The 21,563-nt window shown below is 72.8% G+C and carries 17 protein-coding genes; 9 read left to right on the top strand and 8 right to left on the bottom strand.

All coding sequences use genetic code 11. The features are described 5' to 3' along the window. Positions 1-67 precede the first annotated feature (67 nt). Genes ACFXGN_RS05470 through pdhA form a run of 3 tightly spaced genes read right to left on the bottom strand, consistent with a single transcriptional unit; the run spans position 68 to position 3,715 of the window. A complete protein-coding gene (locus tag ACFXGN_RS05470) occupies positions 68-1,519 on the bottom strand; it encodes a dihydrolipoamide acetyltransferase family protein (protein WP_384854516.1) in 1,452 nt (483 codons plus the stop codon). 31 nt (positions 1,520-1,550) lie between these two features. Then, the gene (locus ACFXGN_RS05465) at positions 1,551-2,531 is read right to left on the bottom strand and encodes an alpha-ketoacid dehydrogenase subunit beta (RefSeq protein WP_384853775.1); all 981 of its coding nucleotides are present in this window, start codon (positions 2,529-2,531) and stop codon (positions 1,551-1,553) included. A 2-nt stretch (positions 2,532-2,533) separates the two neighbouring features. Then, positions 2,534-3,715 carry a pyruvate dehydrogenase (acetyl-transferring) E1 component subunit alpha gene (pdhA, locus tag ACFXGN_RS05460; RefSeq protein ID WP_384853774.1) on the bottom strand — a complete coding sequence of 394 codons (1,182 nt, stop codon included), beginning with the start codon at positions 3,713-3,715 and terminating at the stop codon, positions 2,534-2,536. Between the two features lie 367 nt (positions 3,716-4,082). Between pdhA and ACFXGN_RS05455 the strand changes: the two genes are divergently transcribed. The 3 genes from ACFXGN_RS05455 to ACFXGN_RS05445 all read left to right on the top strand — a co-directional run bounded on the left by ACFXGN_RS05455 (position 4,083) and on the right by ACFXGN_RS05445 (position 6,531). Then, positions 4,083-4,742 (top strand): response regulator transcription factor, encoded by a 660-nt coding sequence (locus tag ACFXGN_RS05455; RefSeq protein WP_351783435.1) that lies wholly within the window; start codon positions 4,083-4,085, stop codon positions 4,740-4,742. A gap of 211 nt (positions 4,743-4,953) precedes the next feature. Then, entirely contained in the window at positions 4,954-5,436 is a 483-nt protein-coding gene (locus ACFXGN_RS05450) for a pyridoxamine 5'-phosphate oxidase family protein (RefSeq protein WP_384853770.1), read from the top strand. Between the two features lie 15 nt (positions 5,437-5,451). Continuing rightward, a complete protein-coding gene (locus ACFXGN_RS05445; protein ID WP_384853767.1) occupies positions 5,452-6,531 on the top strand; it encodes a phosphotransferase in 1,080 nt (359 codons plus the stop codon). 109 nt (positions 6,532-6,640) lie between these two features. Here ACFXGN_RS05445 and ACFXGN_RS05440 read toward each other — a convergent pair whose 3' ends face one another. After that, positions 6,641-8,245 (bottom strand): protein kinase, encoded by a 1,605-nt coding sequence (locus ACFXGN_RS05440; protein ID WP_384853764.1) that lies wholly within the window; start codon positions 8,243-8,245, stop codon positions 6,641-6,643. A gap of 277 nt (positions 8,246-8,522) precedes the next feature. Here ACFXGN_RS05440 and ACFXGN_RS05435 point away from each other — a divergent pair, with 277 nt between their 5' ends. The 6 genes from ACFXGN_RS05435 to ACFXGN_RS05410 all read left to right on the top strand — a co-directional run bounded on the left by ACFXGN_RS05435 (position 8,523) and on the right by ACFXGN_RS05410 (position 16,684). Beyond that, entirely contained in the window at positions 8,523-10,157 is a 1,635-nt protein-coding gene (locus ACFXGN_RS05435; protein ID WP_384853761.1) for a protein kinase, read from the top strand. A 456-nt stretch (positions 10,158-10,613) separates the two neighbouring features. Further along, on the top strand, positions 10,614-11,318 hold the full coding sequence (locus tag ACFXGN_RS05430; protein WP_384853758.1) for a hypothetical protein: 705 nt from the start codon (positions 10,614-10,616) through the stop codon (positions 11,316-11,318). Positions 11,319-11,414: 96 nt separating this feature from the next. After that, on the top strand, positions 11,415-12,134 hold the full coding sequence (locus tag ACFXGN_RS05425; protein ID WP_384853755.1) for a PadR family transcriptional regulator: 720 nt from the start codon (positions 11,415-11,417) through the stop codon (positions 12,132-12,134). 310 nt (positions 12,135-12,444) lie between these two features. Further along, positions 12,445-13,179: an ABC transporter ATP-binding protein gene (locus tag ACFXGN_RS05420; RefSeq protein WP_384853752.1), complete on the top strand. Its 735-nt coding sequence runs from the start codon at positions 12,445-12,447 to the stop codon at positions 13,177-13,179. Then, on the top strand, positions 13,176-16,040 hold the full coding sequence (locus tag ACFXGN_RS05415; protein WP_384853749.1) for an ABC transporter permease: 2,865 nt from the start codon (positions 13,176-13,178) through the stop codon (positions 16,038-16,040). Before ACFXGN_RS05420 ends, ACFXGN_RS05415 begins: the two co-directional genes overlap by 4 nt. 98 nt (positions 16,041-16,138) lie before the next feature. After that, positions 16,139-16,684, top strand: a complete 546-nt coding sequence (locus ACFXGN_RS05410; RefSeq protein WP_384853746.1) for a bacterial proteasome activator family protein — start codon at positions 16,139-16,141, stop codon at positions 16,682-16,684. 224 nt (positions 16,685-16,908) lie between these two features. Here ACFXGN_RS05410 and ACFXGN_RS05405 read toward each other — a convergent pair whose 3' ends face one another. From ACFXGN_RS05405 to ACFXGN_RS05390, 4 genes are read right to left on the bottom strand one after another with little or no spacing between them, the layout of a single operon-like run. Continuing rightward, the gene (locus tag ACFXGN_RS05405) at positions 16,909-17,895 is read right to left on the bottom strand and encodes an NAD(P)H-quinone oxidoreductase (protein WP_384853743.1); all 987 of its coding nucleotides are present in this window, start codon (positions 17,893-17,895) and stop codon (positions 16,909-16,911) included. 48 nt (positions 17,896-17,943) lie between these two features. Further along, the gene (locus ACFXGN_RS05400) at positions 17,944-19,029 is read right to left on the bottom strand and encodes a potassium channel family protein (protein WP_384853741.1); all 1,086 of its coding nucleotides are present in this window, start codon (positions 19,027-19,029) and stop codon (positions 17,944-17,946) included. Next, on the bottom strand, positions 19,026-20,549 hold the full coding sequence (locus ACFXGN_RS05395) for a molybdopterin molybdotransferase MoeA (RefSeq protein ID WP_384853738.1): 1,524 nt from the start codon (positions 20,547-20,549) through the stop codon (positions 19,026-19,028). The genes ACFXGN_RS05400 and ACFXGN_RS05395 overlap by 4 nt, the downstream gene beginning before the upstream one ends. After that, on the bottom strand, positions 20,546-21,394 hold the full coding sequence (locus ACFXGN_RS05390) for an NTP transferase domain-containing protein (RefSeq protein ID WP_384853736.1): 849 nt from the start codon (positions 21,392-21,394) through the stop codon (positions 20,546-20,548). Before ACFXGN_RS05390 ends, ACFXGN_RS05395 begins: the two co-directional genes overlap by 4 nt. Positions 21,395-21,563: the final 169 nt, after the last annotated feature.

The raw sequence follows: 21,563 nt of genomic DNA, 5'->3' as shown, positions 1-21,563 counted from the left end.
ATCGCGGCTGAGGCTCCTCTTCCGGGTCTCGCGGGTGGGCGGGATCAGGAAGGGGCGGTCCTGGCGCTCAGCTCCAGGTGATCAGCCGCTTCGGCTGCTCCAGGATCGCGGCGACGTCGGCCAGGAACCTGGATCCGAGTTCGCCGTCGACCAGGCGGTGGTCGAAGGAGAGCGCGAGGGTGGTGACCTGGCGGGGCTTCACCTTGCCCTTGTGGACCCAGGGCTGGAGCTTGATCGCACCGACCGCGAGGATCGCGGACTCGCCGGGGTTCAGGATGGGCGTACCGGTGTCGACGCCGAAGACGCCGACGTTGGTGATGGTGAAGGTTCCGCCCTGCATCGCCGCCGGGGTCGTCTTCCCCTCGCGGGCGGTGCCGACCAGCTCGCTGAGGGAGGCGGACAGCTCCGGCAGGGTCTGGGCGTGCGCGTCCTTGATGTTCGGGACGAGCAGTCCGCGCGGGGTGGCCGCGGCGATGCCCAGGTTCACGTAGTGCTTGAGGACGATCTCCTGCGCCGCCTCGTCCCAGGCGGCGTTGATCTCCGGGTTGCGCCGGACCGCGACCAGGACCGCCTTGGCGATGATCAGGAGCGGGTTGACCCGCAGCCCGGCCATGTCCTTGCCGGACTTCAGCTCCTCGACCAGCTTCATCGTGCGGGTGATGTCGAAGGTCACGAACTCGGTGACGTGCGGCGCGGTGAACGCCGAGCCGACCATCGCCGCCGCCGTCGCCTTCCGTACGCCCTTGACCGGGACGCGCGTCTCCCGGACACCGGACTGCCCGAGGGCCGCCGGAGCGGCCGGGGTCTCGACCGGGACGGCCACGGGCTCCGGAGCCGGAGCGACCGGAGCGGCCGGGGTGGTCACCGGGACGGCGGGGCTCTCCGCCGGAGCGACGGCCGCGTGGACGTCCTCACGGGTGATGACGCCGTCGGGACCGGTCGGGGTGACCGTGGTGAGGTCCACGCCGAGGTCCTTGGCGAGCTTCCGCACCGGCGGCTTGGCCAGCGGCCGGGCCCCGCCCGACGCGTGCCCGTCGAGCCGCTCCGGTACGGGGGCGGCCACCGGCGCGGGGCCCGGGACCGCCACGGTCGCGGCGGGGACGGCGGGAGCCGCCGGAGCCGTGCCCGGTGCGCCCTTGCGGGGCCTGCGCTTGGTGGAGCTGGCGGCCACGCCGTAGCCGACGAGGACCGGCTGACGGACCTGCGGCTCGTCGTCCTCCTCGACGACCGGCGCCGGGGCGGGGACGGACGCGGGGGCGGCCGGGGCGGCCGAGGACGCCGGGGCCTCGGGCGCGTCGCCGCCGACGTTCACCGAGATGATGACCTGGCCGACGTCGACCGTGGTGCCCTCGGGGAAGAGCAGCTCGTGGACCGTGCCGTCGAAGGGGCTCGGCAGCTCGACGGCCGCCTTCGCGGTCTCGACCTCGCAGACGACCTGTCCGTCGGCGACGGTGTCGCCCGGCTGCACGTACCACTTGAGGATCTCGGCCTCGGTCAGGCCCTCGCCCACGTCGGGCATCTTGAATTCGCGGATCGTCACGATGCTCTCCTCAGTACGCCAGCGAGCGGTCGACAGCGTCGAGCACACGGTCGAGACCCGGCAGGTACTCCTCCTCCAGCCGCGCCGGCGGATACGGCGCGTGGTAGCCGCCGACCCGCAGGACGGGGGCCTCCAGGTGGTAGAAGCACCGCTCCGTGATCCGGGCCGCGATCTCCGCGCCGGAGCCGTAGAAGACCGGGGCCTCGTGGACGACGACCAGACGGCCGGTCTTCTCCACCGACCGCTGGATCGCGTCGAAGTCGATCGGGGACATCGAGCGCAGGTCCAGGACCTCGACCGACCGGCCCTCCTCCTCCGCCGCCGCCGCGGCCCCCAGGCAGACCTTCACCATCGGGCCGTACGCGGCCAGCGTCAGATCGGTGCCCTCGCGCGCCACCCGGGCCTTGTGCAGCTCGCCCGGGAGGGCCTCGGTGTCGACCTCGCTCTTGTCCCAGTAACGCCGCTTCGGCTCGAAGAAGATCACCGGGTCGTCGCTCAGGATCGCCTGCTGGAGCATCCAGTAGGCGTCCGACGAGTTCGAGGGGGAGACCACCTTCAGACCCGCGACATGCGCGAACAGGGCCTCGGGGGACTCCGAGTGGTGCTCGACCGCGCCGATCCCGCCGCCGTACGGAATGCGGATGACGACCGGCATCTTGATCTTGCCGAGGGAGCGGGCGTGCATCTTCGCGAGCTGCGTGACGATCTGGTCGTACGCGGGGAAGACGAAACCGTCGAACTGGATCTCCACGACCGGGCGGTAGCCGCGCAGGGCCAGACCGATCGCGGTGCCGACGATCCCGGACTCGGCCAGCGGGGTGTCGATCACCCGGTCCTCGCCGAAGTCCTTCTGCAGACCGTCGGTCACCCGGAACACACCACCGAGCTTGCCGACGTCCTCGCCCATGATGAGGACCTTGGGATCGGTCTCCAGCGCCTTGCGGAGCGACTCGTTGAGCGCCTTCGCCAGCGGAAGCTTCTGTACAGCCATGGTTACTTGACCTCGCCATCCGCGAAGGACGCCTGGTAGGCGGCGAACTGGGCGCGCTCCTCGTCCACCAGCGTGTGCCCGTCCGCGTAGACGTGCTCGAAGATCGCCGTGTCCTCGGGGTCGGGCATGGAACGCACGGCCTCGCGGACGCGCTTGCCGAGGGCCTCGCTCTCCGCCTCCAGCTCCTCGAAGAAGGCCGCGTCGGCGTGGCCCTCGCGCTCCAGGTACGTCTTGAGGCGCAGGATCGGGTCCTTGGCCTCCCACGCCTCCCGCTCCTCGTCCCTGCGGTACTTCGTCGGGTCGTCGGAGGTGGTGTGGGCGCCCATCCGGTAGGTGAACGCCTCGACGAGCGTGGGGCCCTCGCCCCGGCGGGCCCGCTCCAGGGCGGACCTCGTCACCGCGAGACAGGCCAGGACGTCGTTGCCGTCCACCCGGACGCCCGGGAAGCCGAAGCCCCGGGCGCGCTGGTAGAGCGGAACACGGGTCTGCTTCTCGGTGGGCTCGGAGATCGCCCACTGATTGTTCTGACAGAAGAACACGACGGGCGCGTTGTAGACCGCGGAGAAGGTGAAAGCCTCGTTCACATCGCCCTGGCTGGACGCTCCGTCGCCGAAGTAGGCGATCACGGCGGAATCCGCGCCGTCCTTGGCGATGCCCATCGCATAACCGGTGGCGTGCAGGGTCTGCGAACCGATGACGATCGTGTACAGGTGGAAATTGTTGCTGTTGGGATCCCAGCCACCGTGGTTCACACCGCGGAACATTCCCAGCAGGTTCGTGGGGTCCACGCCCCGGACCCAGGCGACGCCGTGCTCCCGGTAGGTCGGGAAGACGTAGTCGTCGTCCCGCAGGGCCCGCCCGGAACCGATCTGGGCCGCCTCCTGGCCGAGCAGCGAGGCCCACAGGCCCAGTTCGCCCTGCCGCTGGAGCGAGGTGGCCTCGGCGTCGAAACGACGGGTGAGGACCATGTCCCGGTAGAGCCCGCGCAGTTCCTCGGCGCTCAGGTCGATGTCGTAGTCGGGGTGCTGGACGCGCTCTCCCTCGGGCGTCAGCAGCTGGACGAGCTCGGGCTCCGCCGCGCCGGCGCTCGTCTTCCTGGTGGTGCTCGTGCTCGCGCTTGCGGTGCGCTTGGTGCCGCTGCTGCGTCGCGTCGTCTTGCGCGCGGCAGTGCTCTCCACGGTCACGTGCGTGCTCCTCCGTCGGTCCGGCCCCCGGGTTCGCCGATAGGGCCTGGGTCCCCCCTGCCGCTGGGCAAGGGGAGGCTCTCCGCCTTATCCGTACCCTTCGCACAGGGTGGGTGCGACGCGGCCGGGGTCGGGCGTGACAGGTGCCCCGGCGAGCGCCCTGTCATAGGCACGTTACCCATCGCGCGGCATTCCCGCGAAACCCCACTTGACCTGCGATTTTGCTTGGATTTCCAAGTAAATCGAGAAAACGGGGAACAGCGGCTGGTCAGCGCGTCGGCAACGGCTTCGGAGGGCCGCCGGAACATCCGGCACGTTATCCCGCGCACCCCGGGCGCGGGAAGAGCCAATATGTGAGACTGGCTGCGTGCGCGAAGAAGGAAAAATCCGGGTATTTCTGCTGGACGACCATGAAGTCGTCCGGCGCGGCGTCCACGAGCTGCTCTCCGTGGAGGACGACATCGAGGTGGTCGGCGAGGCCGGGACGGCGGCGGACGCGCTGGTCAGGATCCCCGCGACCCGCCCGGACGTCGCGGTTCTCGACGTGCGGCTGCCGGACGGCAGCGGTGTCGAGGTGTGCCGTGAGATCCGCTCCCAGGACGAGAGCGTCAAATGTCTGATGCTGACCTCGTACGCGGACGACGAGGCGCTCTTCGACGCGATCATGGCCGGTGCCTCGGGATACGTCCTCAAGGCCATCCGCGGCAACGAGCTGCTGAACGCGGTGCGGGACGTGGCCGCGGGCAAGTCGCTGCTCGACCCGGTGGCGACGGCCCGCGTCCTGGAGCGGCTGCGCGACGGCAACAACCCCAAGCGCGACGACAAGCTCTCCAACCTCACCGACCAGGAGCGCAAGATCCTGGACCTGATCGGTGAGGGCCTGACCAACCGGGTCATCGGCGAGCGGCTCCACCTCGCGGAGAAGACCATCAAGAACTACGTCTCCAGCCTGCTGTCGAAGCTGGGCATGGAGCGGCGCTCCCAGGCCGCCGCGTACGTGGCCCGGCTCCAGGCCGAACGCCGCTGACGTGACCCCGCCGCCCGGGAGCCGCGACGGCTCCGGGCGGGGCGGGGCAGCCGAAGGTCCCGGGAGCCCCTCAGCGGGGCCGGTGGCCGCGCCGACGGGGCTCGTCAGCGGGGCCCGGCCGGGCCCGTCGCGGGTTTCGGGACCTATGTCCCCACGAAAGCGGGGCCGGGGCCCCTTTCCCGACGGGCCGCGGTGGCGGAGAGTGGTGACCATGTCCACCACCGACGAGAACCGCGCCCTAGAGCTGCTCAGCCGCGTGTCCTACGGCCGGGTGGCCACCAGTATGCGAGCCATGCCGTTCGTCGCCCCCGCCCGGCACATCGTGTCCGGCGGACACGTCCTGCTCCGTCTGCACGAGGGGCTCGGCTACCACCGCGCCTGCAACGGCAGCGTCGTCGCGTACGGCGCGGACAACTTCAACTCCGGTGCCGGACGGCTCTGGTCCGTGCAGTTCACCGGCACCGCCGGGATCGTCGAACCCACCGCCGCGGAGCTGGCGGACTTCGGCACGGCACCGGACACCGTCGACGGCGAGCCCTTCGTCCCGGTCTTCATGCGGATCGAACCGCAGTTCGTGACGGTCCACGCGCTCGACTACCCCGGCGAGACCTCCATGAGCCGACCGGCCGGAGCCTCCGCCACCCGACCGGCCGCCGACCGCTCCGTACAGCGCCATCTCCACCACGTAGCGTGATCTACCATCTGGCGGGTGCCGCGCTCATCTGAAACGCTCACCCCGCCGAACGCCCACCGGGCATCCCCCGCCCGGCCCGTGGCCGCCCCGCCCCTCGGCGCCCTCATGCGACGCCACCGGCACGCGGGAGAGGCCCTCTCCTGCGTGCCCGTCACCGAGGGGCTGCTCAACCGGGGCTTCCGCCTCTCCACCAGCCGCGGCACCTACTTCCTGAAACAGCACCTGGACGCGCCCACCGCCGACCGCGCCACCATCGCCCGTCAGCACCGCGCGACCCAGCGGCTGCACGCCCTCGGTCTGCCCGTCGCCCCGCCCCTCGCCGACTCCACCGGCCGCACGGTCACCGTCGTCGACGGCCACTGCTACGCCCTGCACCCCTGGATCGACGGCCGGCACCGCGACGGCGCCCAGCTCTCCACCTGCTGCTCCCAGCGCCTCGGCACCCTGCTCGGGCAGGTCCACACCGCCCTGGACCAGGTGATGGGCCACCCGGGGCAGGACGGACGCACCCCCGACCACGGAGTCTGCGCGAGCGCGGACCTCCCGGACACCTTCCGGGAGGTCGAGGAACTGCTCCGGCTGGCCCGCGCCCACCGCCCCCGCGACGGCTTCGACGCGCTCGCCGAGCACCGGCTCAGGGAGCGGCGCAGGCTTCTCGCCCGGCACGCCCACCACCGCCCGCCGCCCGCCGCCGCCACCGCCTGGGTGCACGGCGACTTCCACCCGCTGAACCTGCTCTACCAGGGCGCCGAGCCCGCCGCGATCATCGACTGGGACCGGCTCGGCTTACGCCCCCGGGCCGAGGAGGCGGTCCGGGCGGCGGCCATCTTCTTCGTACGGCCGGAGGGCGAGCTGGCCCTGGACAAGGTGCGGGCCTACGCGCGCGCGTACCGGCGTGCGACGGGCGCCGGACGGGCCGAGCTGGCGGAGGCGGCCCACCGGGTGTGGTGGGAGCGGCTCAACGACTTCTGGATCCTGCACTGGCGCTACCGGCTCCACGACCGGCGGGCCGATCCGCTGTTCCCGGTGGTGTCGGCGCTGGCGGTGTGGTGGACCCGCGAGTACGAGGCGGTACGGGACGCGTTCACGGGGTGACCGGGCCGGGCCCGTACGCTCCCGCGAAGTCCCGGCCAGACCCCGGACGGCACGGACCCCCGGCACCCGCGACGGCGGGTCCGGGGGTCGGTGTGGCTCGCGGGGCCGGTCAGCCCGTCTGGGAGCCGCCGCCCGGAGGCTGGGTGCCCGGCTCGCCCGAGGGGTCCGTCGTCGGATCCGGCGTGTCCGGCGGCTGGGTCGTCGGCTCCTGCGTCTTCGGCGGCTCCGTCGTCGGCTTCGGCGTCTTCGGGGGCTCCGTCGTCGGCTCGGTCGTCGGATCCACCGTCTTCGGCGGTTCGGTCGTCGGATCCTTCGTGGGCGGCGGGGTCCACGGCTGCTGCGGGGAGCCGCCGTTCGAGGAGCCCTGGTCCGTCGACTGGTGGTCGGACGGCTCGTCCGAGGGAGCGGGCTCCTCCGGGGCCGTCGACGGCGGGCCGGTGACCGTCGGCGGGTCGCCGCCGGTCTTGCCCCCCGTGTCGCCCGTCTTGTCCAGGGCGAAGACGACCCCGGCGACGACCGCGATCAGCGCGAGCGCGGCGAACAGCCACACCTTGCCGCGCCCGCCGTTGCCACCGCCGCCCTGGCCGTAGGCACCGCCCTGGCCGTAGCCCCCGGTGCCGCCCGCGCCGCCGTCGTAACCGCCGTACCCGCCGTCGTCCGGGTTCATCGGCGGGAGGATCGGGCCCTGCGCGGTCTCGCCGTGCATCGGGTGACCCATCGCGGTCGTCGCGGTCATCCCGGCGGCCGGGGTGTGCCCGCCGCTGTGCGTCTCGACCGGTCCGGTGTTCCACGTGCCGGTGTGGCCGCCCTGGTGCTGGAGCATCTGGAGGCCGTACTGGATGAGGCCGCGCATCTCCTCGGCGCTCTGGAACCGGTCGTCCGGGTCCTTCGCCAGCGAGCGCATGACCAGGCCGTCGAGCTCCGGCGGCACGGCGTGCGTCACCTCGGACGGCGGCACCGGGGCGTCCTGGACGTGCTGGTACACCACGGACAGCGGGGTCTCGCCGGTGAACGGGGGCCGCAGCGCGAGGAGCTCGTAGAGGAGGCAGCCCGTCGCGTACAGGTCGGAGCGGTGGTCGACGGCCTTGCCGAGCGCCTGCTCGGGGGAGAGGTACTGCGGGGTGCCCATGACCATGCCGGTCTGCGTCATCGTCGACTGCGCGCCGTGCAGGGCACGGGCGATGCCGAAGTCCATGACCTTCACGGCGCCGCTGTTGGTGATGATCACGTTGGCGGGCTTGATGTCCCGGTGCACGATCCCGTGCTGATGCGAGTAGGCCAGCGCCTCCAGCACCCCGGAGACGATGATGAGGGCCTGCTCGGGGCCCGGTGCCTCGGCGCTGAGCAGCAGCTCGCGGATGGTGCGGCCCTCGACCAGCTCCATCACGATGTACGGCACGGGACGGCCGCCGACGAAGTCCTCGCCGGAGTCGTACACGGCGACGATCGCGTGGTGGTTCAGGCCCGCGACGGACTGTGCCTCGCGGGTGAAACGGGCCTTGGAGACCGGGTCCTCGGCGAGGTCCGCGCGGAGCAGCTTGACGGCGACGGTGCGGCCGAGCCGTACGTCCTCGGCGGCGAACACCTCGGCCATGCCGCCGCGGCCCAGACGGTGCGTCAGGCGGTAGCGCCCGTCACCGACGACCCCACCGACGCCCCAGGACTCCGCTGCCGCGTCCGGCACACCGCCGCCTGATCCGGATTCGGGTGCCATCAGTCCTCGCCGTCGTCTGTCGTGCCGTGTCCAGTCGTCACGCTACAGGCTTCGTACGACATCACGATCCGAGATGGACCGGCCATCCAACCCCGTTCACGTACACCTGTGCAAATTCGGTGGGATTCCTCCGCCCCGGTGAAATCGCCCCGGGGGACCTTCCTGTGCGGAGGGTCACGGAACGGGCACCCGGCTTGACGTGGCGATGCCCTGGGGCAGACTTGGCCGGGAAATACGGGATCGACGCCGCCACGCGCGCGTAATGGGGGAAGCACAGATGAGCCAGGACGGCGCACGGGGCCGCTATGCGGGCGGTTCGGTCGCGGGTGGCCGGTACCAGCTGCGCGACCTTCTCGGCGAGGGCGGCATGGCATCCGTGTACCTGGCCTACGACAGTGCCCTCGACCGGCAGGTCGCGATCAAGACGCTGCACACGGAGCTGGGCCGCGAGCAGTCGTTCCGCGAACGGTTCCGGCGCGAGGCGCAGGCGGTCGCCAAGCTGTCGCACACCAACATCGTCTCGGTCTTCGACACCGGCGAGGACACCCTCGACGGCGCGGTCATGCCGTACATCGTCATGGAGTACGTGGAGGGGCAGCCGCTCGGCTCGGTCCTCGCCTCCGACGTCCGGCAGTACGGGGCGATGCCCGCCGACAAGGCGCTGAGGGTCACGGCCGATGTGCTCGCCGCCCTGGAGGTCAGCCACGAGATGGGCCTGGTCCACCGGGACATCAAGCCGGGCAACGTGATGACGACCCGGCGGGGCGTGGTCAAGGTCATGGACTTCGGCATCGCGCGGGCCATGCAGTCCGGCGTCACGTCGATGACGCAGACCGGCATGGTCGTCGGCACCCCTCAGTACCTCTCCCCCGAGCAGGCCCTCGGCCGCCCGGTCGACGCCCGCTCCGACCTCTACTCGGTCGGCATCATGCTCTTCCAGCTGCTGACCGGCCGTCTCCCCTTCGACGCCGACTCCCCGCTGGCCATCGCCTACGCGCATGTGCAGGAGGAGCCCGTCGCGCCGTCGTCCGTCAACCGCGCGGTGACGCCCGCGATGGACGCGCTCGTCGCCCGCGCGCTGCGGAAGAACCCGAACGAGCGGTTTCCGAGCGCCTCGGCCATGCGTGACGAGTGCCTGCGGGTCCTCGCGGCGGGCCAGACCGGTGCGCCGGTGATCGTCCAGGGCGGCCCGGTCAGCAGTGGCGCGGGGGTCGGTTCCGCGGTCTTCCCGCCGGTCGGCCAGACCCCGCCGCCGGGCCCGTACACCGCGCCGCAGGTCCACCAGCCGTACCTGCCGCCCGCACCGCAGCCGGGTCCCTACGGTCCCGCGACCCCGTCGGCCGCCCCGGCGTACGGCTATCCGCAGCAGGCGCCGACGCCCGCCCCGGCGTACCAGGCACCGGCCCCCGCGCCCTACGCGCCGGTGCACACGCCCGCGCCCGCCCCGGCGGGCGGCGGCCCCCGGCGGAACACCCGGCTCCTCGTGGGCGCGGTCGTCGTCGCCCTGCTCGCGGTCGGCGGCCTGGTCTACTCCCTCGACCTGACCAAGGAGGATCCGGACCCGAAGGCGGGCGGCACCGGCGGCACCTCCCAGCGGGACCAGACGGCGGCGCCGGGCCACAAGGGCCCCGATCTGAGCAAGACGATCGACCCGAAGAAGTGCACCCAGCCGACCGAGTCGAGCGACGACCCCGAGAAGTTCGAGGTCCCCAACTTCACGTACAAGAACATCCAGTCGGTGAAGGACTGCGTCCAGGCGGCGGGCTGGAAGATCATGACCCAGACCCCGGTGGACGAGGCGACCTACGGCGAAGGCACGGTCCTGGAGCAGTACCCGCCGGCCGGTGAGGACATCGCCGACAAGGACGCCGAGTTCACGCTCAAGATCTCTACGGGCAACCCGCCGCAGTGACGGGCGCCCCGGCCGCCGTTCCTCCTCTTTCTCTTGCGTGACGGGGCGGCTCCCCCTCATGCGTGACGGGGCGGCCGATTCGCTTTCGTGACGGGGACGGCCGGTCCTCTCTCATGACGGGTGGCCGGTGCTCTCTCGTGACGGGTCGGCCGTCCCTCCTCCGAGCCGTCCCGGATGCCGGGACCGTTCCTCCATGTGACGCTGGGCGGACCATCTCGGCGGCTCTGTACGGGAGGGGGTCACCCGGTGACTCCAGCACTCCGCAGGACACGGGCGCGGGCCCTCGGACCCGCGCTCACCTGCGCTTTCGCCTGCGCGTGCACCTTGTACGGGGCTCCAGCCGGGTACGGAGCGGCCCCGGGGGGCCCGGGGCGGAGCCCGGCCGGAGCCGTCTCCACCGGGAGCGCCTCCGCCCGGGGCGTCCCGATGGGGAACTCCTCCGCCAGGAGCGTGCCCGTGGCGGACGCCTCCGCCGGGAGCGCCACGGGAGGGGGCACCGCCGCGCGCGAGGCGTCCGGGGAGGGCGGCGGTACCGCTCCCGGGAGGCTTCGGGCCGAAGCGCCCCGGGCCACCTCGACGGCCGTGGCCCCGGCGACCGCGCCGCCCGGGACCGTACCGCCGCCGCCCCCCTCCTCCACCGCCCGCCCGCCGACGGCCGCGCCGTCGTCGACCGTGGCCGCCACCGTGCCCGCGGCTCCCCCGGGGCGTACCGGGAACGCCGGAGCGCCGGTGGCGCCCGCGCCCGCCGGGACCGGCTCCGCCGCGCCGAGCGCCGAGCCCACCGACGCCCCCGCCCCCAGCGGCTCCGCCTCCCTGGCCGGACGGCCCGCCGCGGAGGGGCACGAGCGGCCCGGACGCCCGCCGGGTCCGACCGTCTCCGCGAGCGACCCGCCCGCCCCTCCCGATGTCTCCCGTACCGAAACCGCTACAGAATCGGGGCGTCACCGGAGCGGCGAGGAGGGGGCCTGGACGGTACCCGAGGAGGACGTGGTCCTTCCGGAGAAGCCGTCCGCCAGCCGCCCGGCCGCCGCGCCCCGGCTGCTCGCCGAAGCCCCCGAAACCCTGGGCGACCAGGGGGTTCCCGTGCGCACCCTGGGTGTGGGGCTCACTCTGATGGGGCTGGGAATCGGGTTCCTCGGGCTGCGGATGCGGCGCCGCTGAGCCCTCCGGGACCGCCCCTGTCCCCCTTGAGGCGGACCCGCCGCTTCCGTCTCAGGACGGTTGTCCCTCTCTCCATACCCGGTATACATACTGAGTATGTCGATCCGCCATGGGCTTCTCGCCCTCCTCGAACGCGGCCCTCGCTACGGCTCTCAGCTCCGTACGGAGTTCGAGTCGCGCACCGGGTCCACCTGGCCGCTCAACGTCGGTCAGGTCTACACGACCCTCAGCCGTCTCGAGCGCGACGGCATGGTCGCCCAGGGCGGCGAGGACGCGGCCGGGCACGCGCTCTACGCGATCACCGACACCGGGCGCGCCGAACTGCGGACCTGGTTCGAGAAGCCGGTGGACCGCACCAGCCCCGCCCGTGACGAACTGGCGATCAAGCTCGCCATGGCCGTGGGCGCCCCCTGTGTCGACATCCGTGACGTCATCCAGTCCCAGCGCCGCCACACCGTGCAGGCGATGCAGGACTACACCCGTCTCAAGGCCCAGGCGCTCGTCGCGGTCGAGAGCGGCGGGGCCCGGGAGCGGGACGACGTGGCCTGGCTGCTCGTCCTGGAGCAGCTGATCTTCCAGACCGAGGCGGAGGCCCGCTGGCTCGACCACTGCGAGTCCCGGCTGATCCGCCTGTCGACGACCGGCGGATCAGCCGGGACAGGGACGGGGACGGGGGCCGAGACAGGGCCGGGGGCAGGGGCGGAATCCGGCGCGGCCGGTCCCGTCGGTCACACAGGCCCCACTGACCCCATCAGCCCTGCGAGTCCCGTCGGACTATCGGCCTCGCCGGCATCGTCGGCTCCGTCGAGTCCGTAGGCCCGGCACCGTCGAGCCTGTCGGCACCACCGGCACCACCGGCATCACCGGCATCACCGGCATCACCGGCATCACCGGCATCACCGGCACCGTCGAGTCTGTCGGCATCGGCGGCACCGTCAACCACCACCAGCACCACCGACACCGCCCGGCCCGGTGACCGGACCTCCGCGTCCGCCATCGAAGCCCGGCCCCTGGGCGGCACGCGCCGACCGCACGGTCGGCCCCGCCCGCACCTCTTCCGCATCACCTTCCACCGCTCGCTCCCGTACCCGGCGAACCGCCGCGTACGCCCAAGGGGGGACCCCTCATGTCCGCACCGCAGCCCGTGCTGCAACTCAAGAACCTGACCCGTGTCCACGGCTCGGGCGCCACCGAGGTGCACGCCCTGCGCGGCATCGACCTCGCCGTGTACCCGGGCGAACTCGTCGCCGTCATGGGCCCGTCCGGTTCCGGTAAGTCCACGCTGCTCACCATCGCGGGCGGGCTCGACATCCCCACCTCGGGACAGGTGGTCGTCGAGGACACCGACATCACCACCGTCGGCACCAAGCAGCTCGCCGCCCTGCGGCGGCGCAGCATCGGCTACGTCTTCCAGGACTACAACCTCATACCGGCGCTCACCGCCGCCGAGAACGTGGCCCTGCCCCGCGAGCTGGACGGCATCTCCGCCCGCAAGGCGCGAGTCGAGGCCGTGCGGGCCCTGGAGGAGATGGGGCTCGGCCACCTCGCCGACCGCTTCCCCGACGAGATGTCCGGCGGTCAGCAGCAGCGCGTGGCCATCGCCCGCGCCCTGGTCGGCGACCGTCGGCTCGTCCTCGCCGACGAGCCGACCGGCGCCCTGGACTCCGAGACCGGCGAGTCCGTGCTGGCCCTGCTGCGCAGCCGCTGCGACGCGGGCGCCGCCGGTGTCCTCGTCACCCACGAGCCCCGTTTCGCCGCCTGGGCGGACCGGGTCGTGTTCCTGCGGGACGGTGCCATCGTCGACCAGACCGTGCGCAGCGACGCCGACTCCCTGCTGTCGGGCCAGGTGGCCGAAGCGTGAAGACCTGGTTCCACTCCTGGCGGGCCGCGATCCGGATCGCCCGCCGCGACGCCTGGCGTTCCAAGGGCCGCAGCGCCCTCGTCCTCGCCATGATCGCGCTGCCCATCCTGGGCGTCGGCGCCCTCGACCTGACCTTCCGCAGCTCGGAGCTGTCCCCCGCCGAGGAGGCCGGGCGCCAACTGGGCGCGGCCGACGCCCGGTTCTCGGACCCGCAGTACGGCGGTGTCCCGATCCTCCAGGATCCGTCCGGCGACATGAACGCCCCGGCCAAGGACTACAAGGACCAGATGTGGCCCAGCGGTCCCGCCGACATCGCCAAGGCCTTCCCCCCGGGTGCCGAGGTCCTCACGGACACCACGGGCGGGGCCAAGCTGACGACGGCGCACGGTCTGCTCGCCACCGACGTCCGTGAGCTGAAGGCGTCCGACCCGATGGCCCGGGGCATCATGACGCTCCTGGAGGGGCGTCACCCCGAGAAGAACGACGAGGTCATGGCGACCTCGCGGTTCCTTGAGGTCAGCGGTCTGAAGGTCGGATCGACCCTTTCCGCCCGCAACTTCGATCGTGTGTACCGGATCGTCGGCTCCTACGAGATTCCCAGCTCCCTGAAGAGCACTCAGGTCAACGCGCTGCCGGGAGCGTTCCTGGCTCCGTACAAGAAGGCCTCCGACAAGGCCGGTATGCCCGGTCCGGGCAGTGCCACCACCTATCTGGTCAGCAAGTCCGGTGGTTTCACGTGGAACATGGTCAAGGAGATCAACGCCAAGGGCGTGGTCGTCGCCTCGCGCGCCGTGCTCCTCGACCCGCCCGCCGATTCCGAGGTGCCGATCTACCAGAAGGAAGGGTGGGGCAACTACAACGCCGGTCCGGCGGCCAGTGCCGCCGAACTCGCCTCCCTGGTCACCGTCGTGGGTCTGGCGATGCTGGAGATCTGTCTGCTGGCCGGTCCCGCCTTCGCGGTCGGCGCCCGTCGCTCGCGCCGTCAGCTCGGTCTGGTCGGGGCCAACGGCGGTGCCCGTAGCCATATTCGGGCCATCGTCCTCAGCGGCGGTCTGGTCATCGGTGTCGTCGCGGCGGTCCTCGGCACGAGCTTCGCCTTCATCCTCACCCTGCTCCTCCAGCCGTTCCTCGAAGACTTCATGGGGCAGCGGTTCGGCAGCTTCGACGTCCGGCCGCTCGAGATCCTCGGCATCGCGCTGCTCGCCGTCCTCACCGGTGTGCTCGCCGCGATCGTTCCGGCCATCACCGCCTCCCGGCAGACCGTCCTGGCCTCGCTCACCGGTCGTCGGGGTGTCCGCCGCGGCAGCCGGGTCCTGCCCCTGATCGGGCTCGGCGCCCTCCTTCTGGGGGCCGCGGTGGCCCTCTTCGGTTCGCTGGTCTCGCAGCAGGTCGCCCTCGTGGCGCTCGGCTCGGCCCTCGCCGAACTGGGTGTCGTCGCCATGACCCCGGCTCTGGTGGGCCTGTTCGGACGGACCGGACGCTGGCTGCCGCTGTCGCCGCGCCTCGCCCTGCGCGACGCCGTGCGCAACCGGGGCCGTACGGCTCCCGCCGTCGCCGCCGTCCTCGCCGCCGTCGCGGGCACGGTCGCCGTCTCCACCTACATGGCCAGCCGCGAGGCCGGGAACAGGGCCGTGTACGAGGCCAAGCTGCCGTACGGAGCGGTCTCCGCCACCATCATGGAGGAGGGCGGCCGGGACGTTCCCGCCGTCCGCGAGGCCATCCAGCGCTACTTCCCGGTGGCCGTGCGCGCCGATGTCGACCGCGTCTCGGTCGGCAAGCCCGGCTGCGACCCCTGGAGCCGTTCGGCGGGCTGTGGCCACTACCAGGTCGTCATCCCTCCGGCCCACGAGTGCCCCCTGTACGTGGCGAGCACGGACGGCAGCGACCCCGCCGAGAAGTTCACGCCCGAGCAGCGCCGGAAGATGCTCTCCGACGACTGGCGCTGCGCGCAGTCGCCCGGTGGGGGCAACGTCATCACCGACTCCGGTCTGTTGGTCGGTGACGCCAAGCTCCTCAAGGTCCTCGGCATCCAGGACGCCGGTGCCGAGAAGGCCCTGGCCGAGGGGAAGATCGTCAGCTTCTCCCGCGCCCAGGTCGCCAAGAACGGCACCGTCGGCATCAAGCAGGTCACCGACCTCGCCGCCGCCGACAAGGCCTCCGAGAAGAACCTCCCCGCCCCCGGGAAGGTCAGTTCCATCCCCGCCTATCAGGTGCCCGGGGACCCGAAGACCTACGGACTCCAGGGCCTGATGACCCCGGCCACCGCCAAGGCGGCCGGTCTCGCCACGGTCCCGCTGGGCACCTACGTCACCACCGAGCAGCTGCCGGACGGCGAGGCCCGTCAGAAGCTCGACGCCGAGCTCACCAAGCTCGGCGGCGACATCCAGTTGCACGTGGAGGAGGGGTTCGTCGAGGAGTACACCCTGATCCTCGTCGCGCTCTCCCTCTTCGCGGGCCTGGTCACCATCGGGGCCGCCGGTATCGCCACCGGCCTCGCGCAGGCCGACGCCGAGGCCGACCTGAAGACGCTCGCCGCCGTCGGCGCCCCGCCCCGGGTCCGCCGTACCCTCAGCGGATTCCAGTGCGGAGTCGTCGCAGCGATGGGTGTGATCCTCGGATCGGCGGCCGGAATGCTGCCCGCGATGGGCCTCCGGCTCACCGAGGGGCGCGAGCAGATGCGCTTCTACGAGATGAGCCTCGCCGAGGGCTGGGCGGCCAACACGCCCCCGCCGTACGTCCCGATCGTCGTCCCGTGGGAGACCCTCCTGGGCCTGCTCGTCGCCGTACCGCTCGGTGCCGCGCTGCTCGCCGCCCTCGTGACGCGCTCGCGCGGCGCGCTGTCCCGGCGCGCGGCGACCTGACGGTCTCCGTTTCCATCCTGTGCCCCTGTACGAGGGTGGATCACCCTCGTGCGGGGGCACACCCTCGTGATGACTCATGTGTACGAGAGAATGGCGGCATGGAGATGCCGAGGAATGACAGGTCGCAGGAGAGCCCCCCGATCCTCGTCGTGGGACAGGACGGGATGCCGCTCAGCGGCGTTCAGAGCGACGACGAGCCCCGCGAGGTCCCGGTGACGGAAATGGTCGAGCAGCCCGCGAAGGTCATGCGCATCGGCAGCATGATCAAGCAGCTCCTGGAGGAAGTACGCGCGGCACCCCTCGACGAGGCCAGCCGCGTCCGCCTCAAGAACATCCACGCCAGCTCCGTCAAGGAACTGGAGGACGGGCTCGCGCCCGAGCTGGTGGAGGAGCTGGAGCGGCTCTCGCTGCCGTTCACGGACGAGGCGATCCCCTCCGAGGCCGAGCTGCGCATCGCGCAGGCGCAGCTGGTGGGCTGGCTCGAGGGCCTCTTCCACGGCATCCAGACGGCGCTGTTCGCCCAGCAGATGGCGGCCCGCGCCCAGCTGGAGCAGATGCGCAGGGCGCTCCCGCCCGGCTCCGGCCACGACGATGACGACGACCACGGCCACGGCCACGCGGTCCGCTCGGGCCCGTACCTGTAGCGGACACGGGCGTACGGGCGTACGGCCCGGGGCGGACGGGGCCCGGCGGGTCGGCGGTGCGGGAACCACCCGGCTCGTACGACCGGCGCCGACCCGCCCGCCACCACCGGCTCGTGGGGCCTGTGGGGCTCGCGGGCTCGCGTAGGACCCATGGGGGCTCGCAGGGCTCATGAAAAGGGGCCCGGCATTCGTGTGCCGGGCCCCTTCCGCGTGTCCGTTCCCGGTCAGCTCCGGGGCGCGAGCAGCAGGACCTTGCCGACAGGGGCGCCGGACTCCAGCGCCCGGTGCCCTTCGGCCGCCTCCGCGAGCGGCAGCGTCCGGTCGACGACCGGACGGACCGTACCGGCGGCGATCAGCGGCCAGACGTGCTCCCTGACGGCGGCGACGATCGCCGCCTTCTCGTCCACGGGACGGGACCGCAGCGTGGTCGCCATGACGGCGGCGCGCTTCGCGAGCAGCGCCCCGAGGTTCAGCTCGCCCTTCACCCCGCCCTGGAGTCCGATCACGACGAGGCGGCCGTTCATTGCCAGCGCCCTCACGTTCCGCTCCAGGTACTTGGCGCCGACGATGTCCAGGATGACGTCCGCGCCCGCCCTGTCCGTCGCCCCGGCCAGCTCCGCGACGAAGTCCTGCTCGCGGTAGTCGATGAGGACGTCCGCCCCGAGTTCCGCGCAGCGCGCCAGCTTCTCCGGGCTTCCGGCGGTCACCGCGACCCGTGCCCCGACCGCCTTCGCCAGCTGGATCGCCATCGTGCCGATCCCGCTCGCGCCCCCGTGCACCAGCAGGGTCTCCCCCGGCCGCAGGTGGGCGATCATGAAGATGTTGGACCAGACGGTGCAGGCCACCTCGGGCAGCGCGGCGGCCGTGGCCAGGTCCACGCCCTCCGGCACGGGCAGCAGCTGCCCCGCCGGGACGACGACCTTCTCCGCGTATCCGCCGCCCGCGAGCAGCGCGCACACCTCGTCGCCGACCGCCCAGCCCACCACCCCGGGACCGAGTGCGGCGATCCGCCCCGAACACTCCAGACCGGGGTACGGGGAACTGCCCGGCGGCGGGTTGTAGGAGCCCTGCCGCTGGAGCAGATCGGCGCGGTTGACGGCACTGGCCACCACCTCGACGAGGACCTCGCCCTCACCGGGTACGGGGTCGGGCACCTCGGCCCAGACGAGAGCCTCGGGGCCGCCGGGTTCCGGAATCGTGATCGCGTACATGGCGGCGAGGCTACTCCCGCCGACGCGTCCCGGCCCAGGGCTCCGCGCTCAGTCCTCGGGCGGGGTGCTGAGCGGGGTGACCGGCGCCGCGCGCACGATGGTGATCACCCGGTCGGTGAGCTGGAGCGGGCTGGCGGCGGGATCGTCGTAACTGAGCAGCCGGTGGCCACGCAGCACGCTCACCACCAGGTCTCCGGTCTCCCGCACGCTCTTGCCGACCTCGCTCTTGGTCACCGGGCGTTCCACCAGGTCGAGACCGGAGCCCTGCTGGATCAGGTCCTCCATCACCGTGCCCGCGCTGGGGCTCAGTACGGACAGACCGAGCAGCCGCCCGGCGGCGCTGGCGCTGGTGATGACCGCGTCGGCACCGGACTGGCGCAGCAGCGGCGCGTTCTCCTCCTCACGGACCGCCGCGACGATCTTCGCGCCCCTGTTGAGCTGGCGCGCGGTGAGGGTGACCAGGACGGCCGTGTCGTCGCGCTGGGTGGCGATGACGATCTGCCGTGCCCGCTGCACCTCGGCACGGAGCAGGACGGCACTGCGGGTGCCGTCGCCGACGACACCGACGAACCCGTCCGCGTTCGCCGTCTCGATGACCTTGCTGGAGGGATCGACGATGACGATCTGCTCCTTGCTCAGGCCCGTCGCGCAGAGGGTCTGGATCGCGGACCGTCCCTTGGTGCCGAAGCCGACGATGACGGTGTGGTCGCGCAAGGTGGACCTCCAGCGGTTCTGCCGGAACTCCTCCCGGGTCCGCTCCGTGAGGACCTCGAGAGTGGTGCCGACCAGGATGATCAGAAACAGCACGCGCAGGGGCGTGACCAGCAGGATGTTGGCGAGCCGCGCCGAGTCGCTGTACGGGACGATGTCGCCGTATCCGGTGGTGGAGAGCGTCACGGTCGCGTAGTAGGCGCAGTCGAGGAAGTCGAGCGTCTCGTTGGCGTTGTCGTGGTAACCCTCGCGGTCGATGTAGACGATCACGACCGTCACGGCGAGCACGGCCAGTGCCATGAGCAGCCGGATGCCGACCTGGCGCAACGGCCGTTCGACGACCCGTCGGGGCAGCCGGATGCTCGGACCCGCGATCCGTTCGTCCGCCCGGCGGGCCATCACGTCACGACTGGGAAGTTTCACGTGAAACACGCTCCTCGGGCCGCCGTCGCGGCCCTTTCGTCCAGGGGCCGGGGAAGGTCGAGGACGTCCAGTTCCTGGCCGGGGGCTGCGCCGCCGGGCGGGACGACGGCGAGGCCGTCGGCGGCGGCGATGCCGCGGAGCATGGCGGGTCCGTCGTAGCGAAGCGGTACGGCCCGGCCGCCCCGGCGGACGACGGGGACGAGCCGCGTGTCGTAGGGATGCCCCCGCACCTCGTCCCGGACGGGCACGCGGGCGGGGGCGGGGGTCCCGGGGCGGGGTTGGAGACCGCTTCCCGGGGCCGTCTCCGGCTCCGGGGTCGTCTCAGGACCAGGGGCCAGCTCGGGACCCGGGGTCGGCTCGGGACCTGGGATCGGCTCGGGACCTGGGGTCGTTTCCGGTCCCGGGGTCGTTTCCGGTCCCGGGGGTCGCGCGGGGCCCCGGGGCGTCTCCGCCAGGGCTTCGAGGAGGGGGGCGGCGAGGGTCAGGAGGCCGGAGACCGCCGCGAGCGGGTTGCCGGGCAGTCCGACCAGGTGCCGGACGGACATGGGGCCTTCCGGTCCCGCGCCGAGACGGGCGAGCAGCATCGGATGGCCCGGCCTGACCTTCACCCCGTCCACGAGGAGGGTCGCGCCCGCCCTGCCGAGCACGCCGTGGACGTGGTCGACGGGACCCGCGGCCGTTCCGCCCGTGGTCACGACCAGGTCGGCGGTGGAACCGGTGACGGCCTCGTACAGCTCCTCGGCGTCGTCGCCGATGCGGCGGGTACCGAGGACGTCGGCGCCGAGCGAGGCGAACCAGGGCCCGAGCATCGGGCCGAGGGCGTCCCGGATGAGCCCCTCGCGGGGGAGTCCCGCCGTCAGCAGTTCGTCACCGAGGACCAGGATCTCCACCCGGGGGCGGGGGAGCACGGAGAGCCCGTCGTAGCCCGCCGCCGCCGCGAGGCCGAGCACGGCGGGGGTCACGAGGGTGCCCGCGGGAAGCAGTTCGTCGCCGGAGCGGCACTCCTGGCCCCGGGGCCGGATGTCCTGGCCGGGCACGACCTCGCGCAGGGCGCGCAGCACGGGGCTCCCGGCACGGTCGTCCGTGCGGGGTGCCTCGGTGCGGGCGTGTTCGGTGCGGACGACGGCGGTGGTGCCGGGCGGGACGCGGGCGCCGGTGGCGATCCGTACCGCCTCGCCGTCGGCGGGCTCCGGCGCCGTCCCGGTCCCGGAGGCGTGCCCGGCGAGTACGGCGGTCTCCGCGCGGACCGCCCAGGGGCCGGGTCCCGCGACGGCCCAGCCGTCCATGGCGGAGGTGTCGAAGGGCGGCAGATCGGTGAGGGCCGTCAGCGGTTCCGCCAGGACCCCGCCGAGTGCCGACCAGAGCGGTACGGCCGACGCCTTCCTGACGCCCCGCGCGTGGGCTCCGGCGCGGGCGGCGACGGCCCGCGCCTCGGGCCAGGCGGTGGCGCGGTGCGGACGCGGTGCGGACGCACCGCCCCCGGGCCCCGGGGTCACCGGGGCGGACTCCCGCAGGCTCATCCGGCCTCGTCCTGCTCGGCCGCCCAGCGCTGGGCCAGCGCGGCGGCCTTGCGGGCGGCCTCGGCGACCGCCTCCGGTCCGCCGTCGGCGCGCGCCGCCGCGTACCCGACCAGGAAGGTGGTCAGGGGCGCGGCGGGCCGGGCCACCCCGTGGGCGGCGTCGCGGGCCAGGTCCAGCAGTACGCCGGTGTCGACGGCCAGGTCGATGCCCAGTTCGTCCTTGACTGCGGTGATCCATTCGTCCAGCACGGTCCCATGCTCCCTGATCCGGGCTCGGGCCGTGGCGATGTCCTCCCAGGTGTCGCAGTCGAAGGACGCCAGCGGTCCCGCCGGGACCCGGACGGGCCGGAGCAGCGCCGTGAGGTGGCGCAACGGCAGATGGGCGAGGGCTCCGTGGTCCCGTGCGAGACCGTCGAGCGCCCGGCGCAGCGGGCCGGACCGGTACGCGGCGACGAGCGGCTGGTCCCGTCCACCGGCGTCGGTCAGGAGCGCGGCGTCGGCCCGGGGGTCCTCGTCGAGGGCCGTCAGGAGGTCCCGGACGGTGGTGCCGTCGAGGAACGGCAGGTCGGCGGAGAGGACGAGGAGGACATCGGCGCCGGTCTCCCGGACTCCGGCGCCGAGGGCGGCCGTCGGGCCGCCGCCGGGCGGGTCCTCCCTGGTCCAGCGGACGGGGCGGAGGGTCGGGCGGGGGTCGCCGACGACCACTGTCCGGCCCGCGTCGGGGCAGGCGGCGAGGACCCGGTCGAGCAGGGTCCGGCCCCCGATCCGTACCCCGGGTTTGTCGGAACCGCCGAGGCGCCTGGCAGCTCCTCCGGCGAGCACGACGACATCATGTGCGGTGGTCACCCCAGCAGTATGGGCCGCCGGGGTCTCCCGACGTCCGGCCCACCCACCCGTGGAGACGCCCGGGAGCGGAGGAGAACGCGCGGGGTACGGGCCCGGCGTGGCCCGGCGGGATGGTGGAACGGGCCTGACGGAGGGCCGGGACCGGCCCGGCGGAGCACTGGGGGCACGG

Origin of the sequence: Streptomyces sp. NPDC059247, assembly GCF_042754005.1 — a bacterium.
In the GTDB taxonomy this organism is placed as follows: domain Bacteria; phylum Actinomycetota; class Actinomycetes; order Streptomycetales; family Streptomycetaceae; genus Streptomyces.
The sequence above is the reverse complement of the archived record's forward strand: the minus strand, read 5'-3'. Positions and strand labels throughout refer to the sequence as shown.

Excerpts from the sequence above, each read along its gene's own strand:
- ACFXGN_RS05395 (WP_384853738.1), bottom strand. The coding sequence starts at position 20,549 with ATGAGCCTGCGGGAGTCCGCCCCGGTGACCCCGGGGCCCGGGGGCGGT.
- ACFXGN_RS05420 (WP_384853752.1), top strand. The coding sequence starts at position 12,445 with ATGTCCGCACCGCAGCCCGTGCTGCAACTCAAGAACCTGACCCGTGTC.
- ACFXGN_RS05405 (WP_384853743.1), bottom strand. The coding sequence starts at position 17,895 with ATGTACGCGATCACGATTCCGGAACCCGGCGGCCCCGAGGCTCTCGTC.
- ACFXGN_RS05450 (WP_384853770.1), top strand. The coding sequence starts at position 4,954 with ATGTCCACCACCGACGAGAACCGCGCCCTAGAGCTGCTCAGCCGCGTG.
- ACFXGN_RS05410 (WP_384853746.1), top strand. The coding sequence starts at position 16,139 with ATGGAGATGCCGAGGAATGACAGGTCGCAGGAGAGCCCCCCGATCCTC.
- ACFXGN_RS05440 (WP_384853764.1), bottom strand. The coding sequence starts at position 8,245 with ATGGCACCCGAATCCGGATCAGGCGGCGGTGTGCCGGACGCGGCAGCG.
- ACFXGN_RS05425 (WP_384853755.1), top strand. The coding sequence starts at position 11,415 with ATGTCGATCCGCCATGGGCTTCTCGCCCTCCTCGAACGCGGCCCTCGC.
- ACFXGN_RS05470 (WP_384854516.1), bottom strand. The coding sequence starts at position 1,519 with ATGCCCGACGTGGGCGAGGGCCTGACCGAGGCCGAGATCCTCAAGTGG.
- ACFXGN_RS05465 (WP_384853775.1), bottom strand. The coding sequence starts at position 2,531 with ATGGCTGTACAGAAGCTTCCGCTGGCGAAGGCGCTCAACGAGTCGCTC.
- ACFXGN_RS05435 (WP_384853761.1), top strand. The coding sequence starts at position 8,523 with ATGAGCCAGGACGGCGCACGGGGCCGCTATGCGGGCGGTTCGGTCGCG.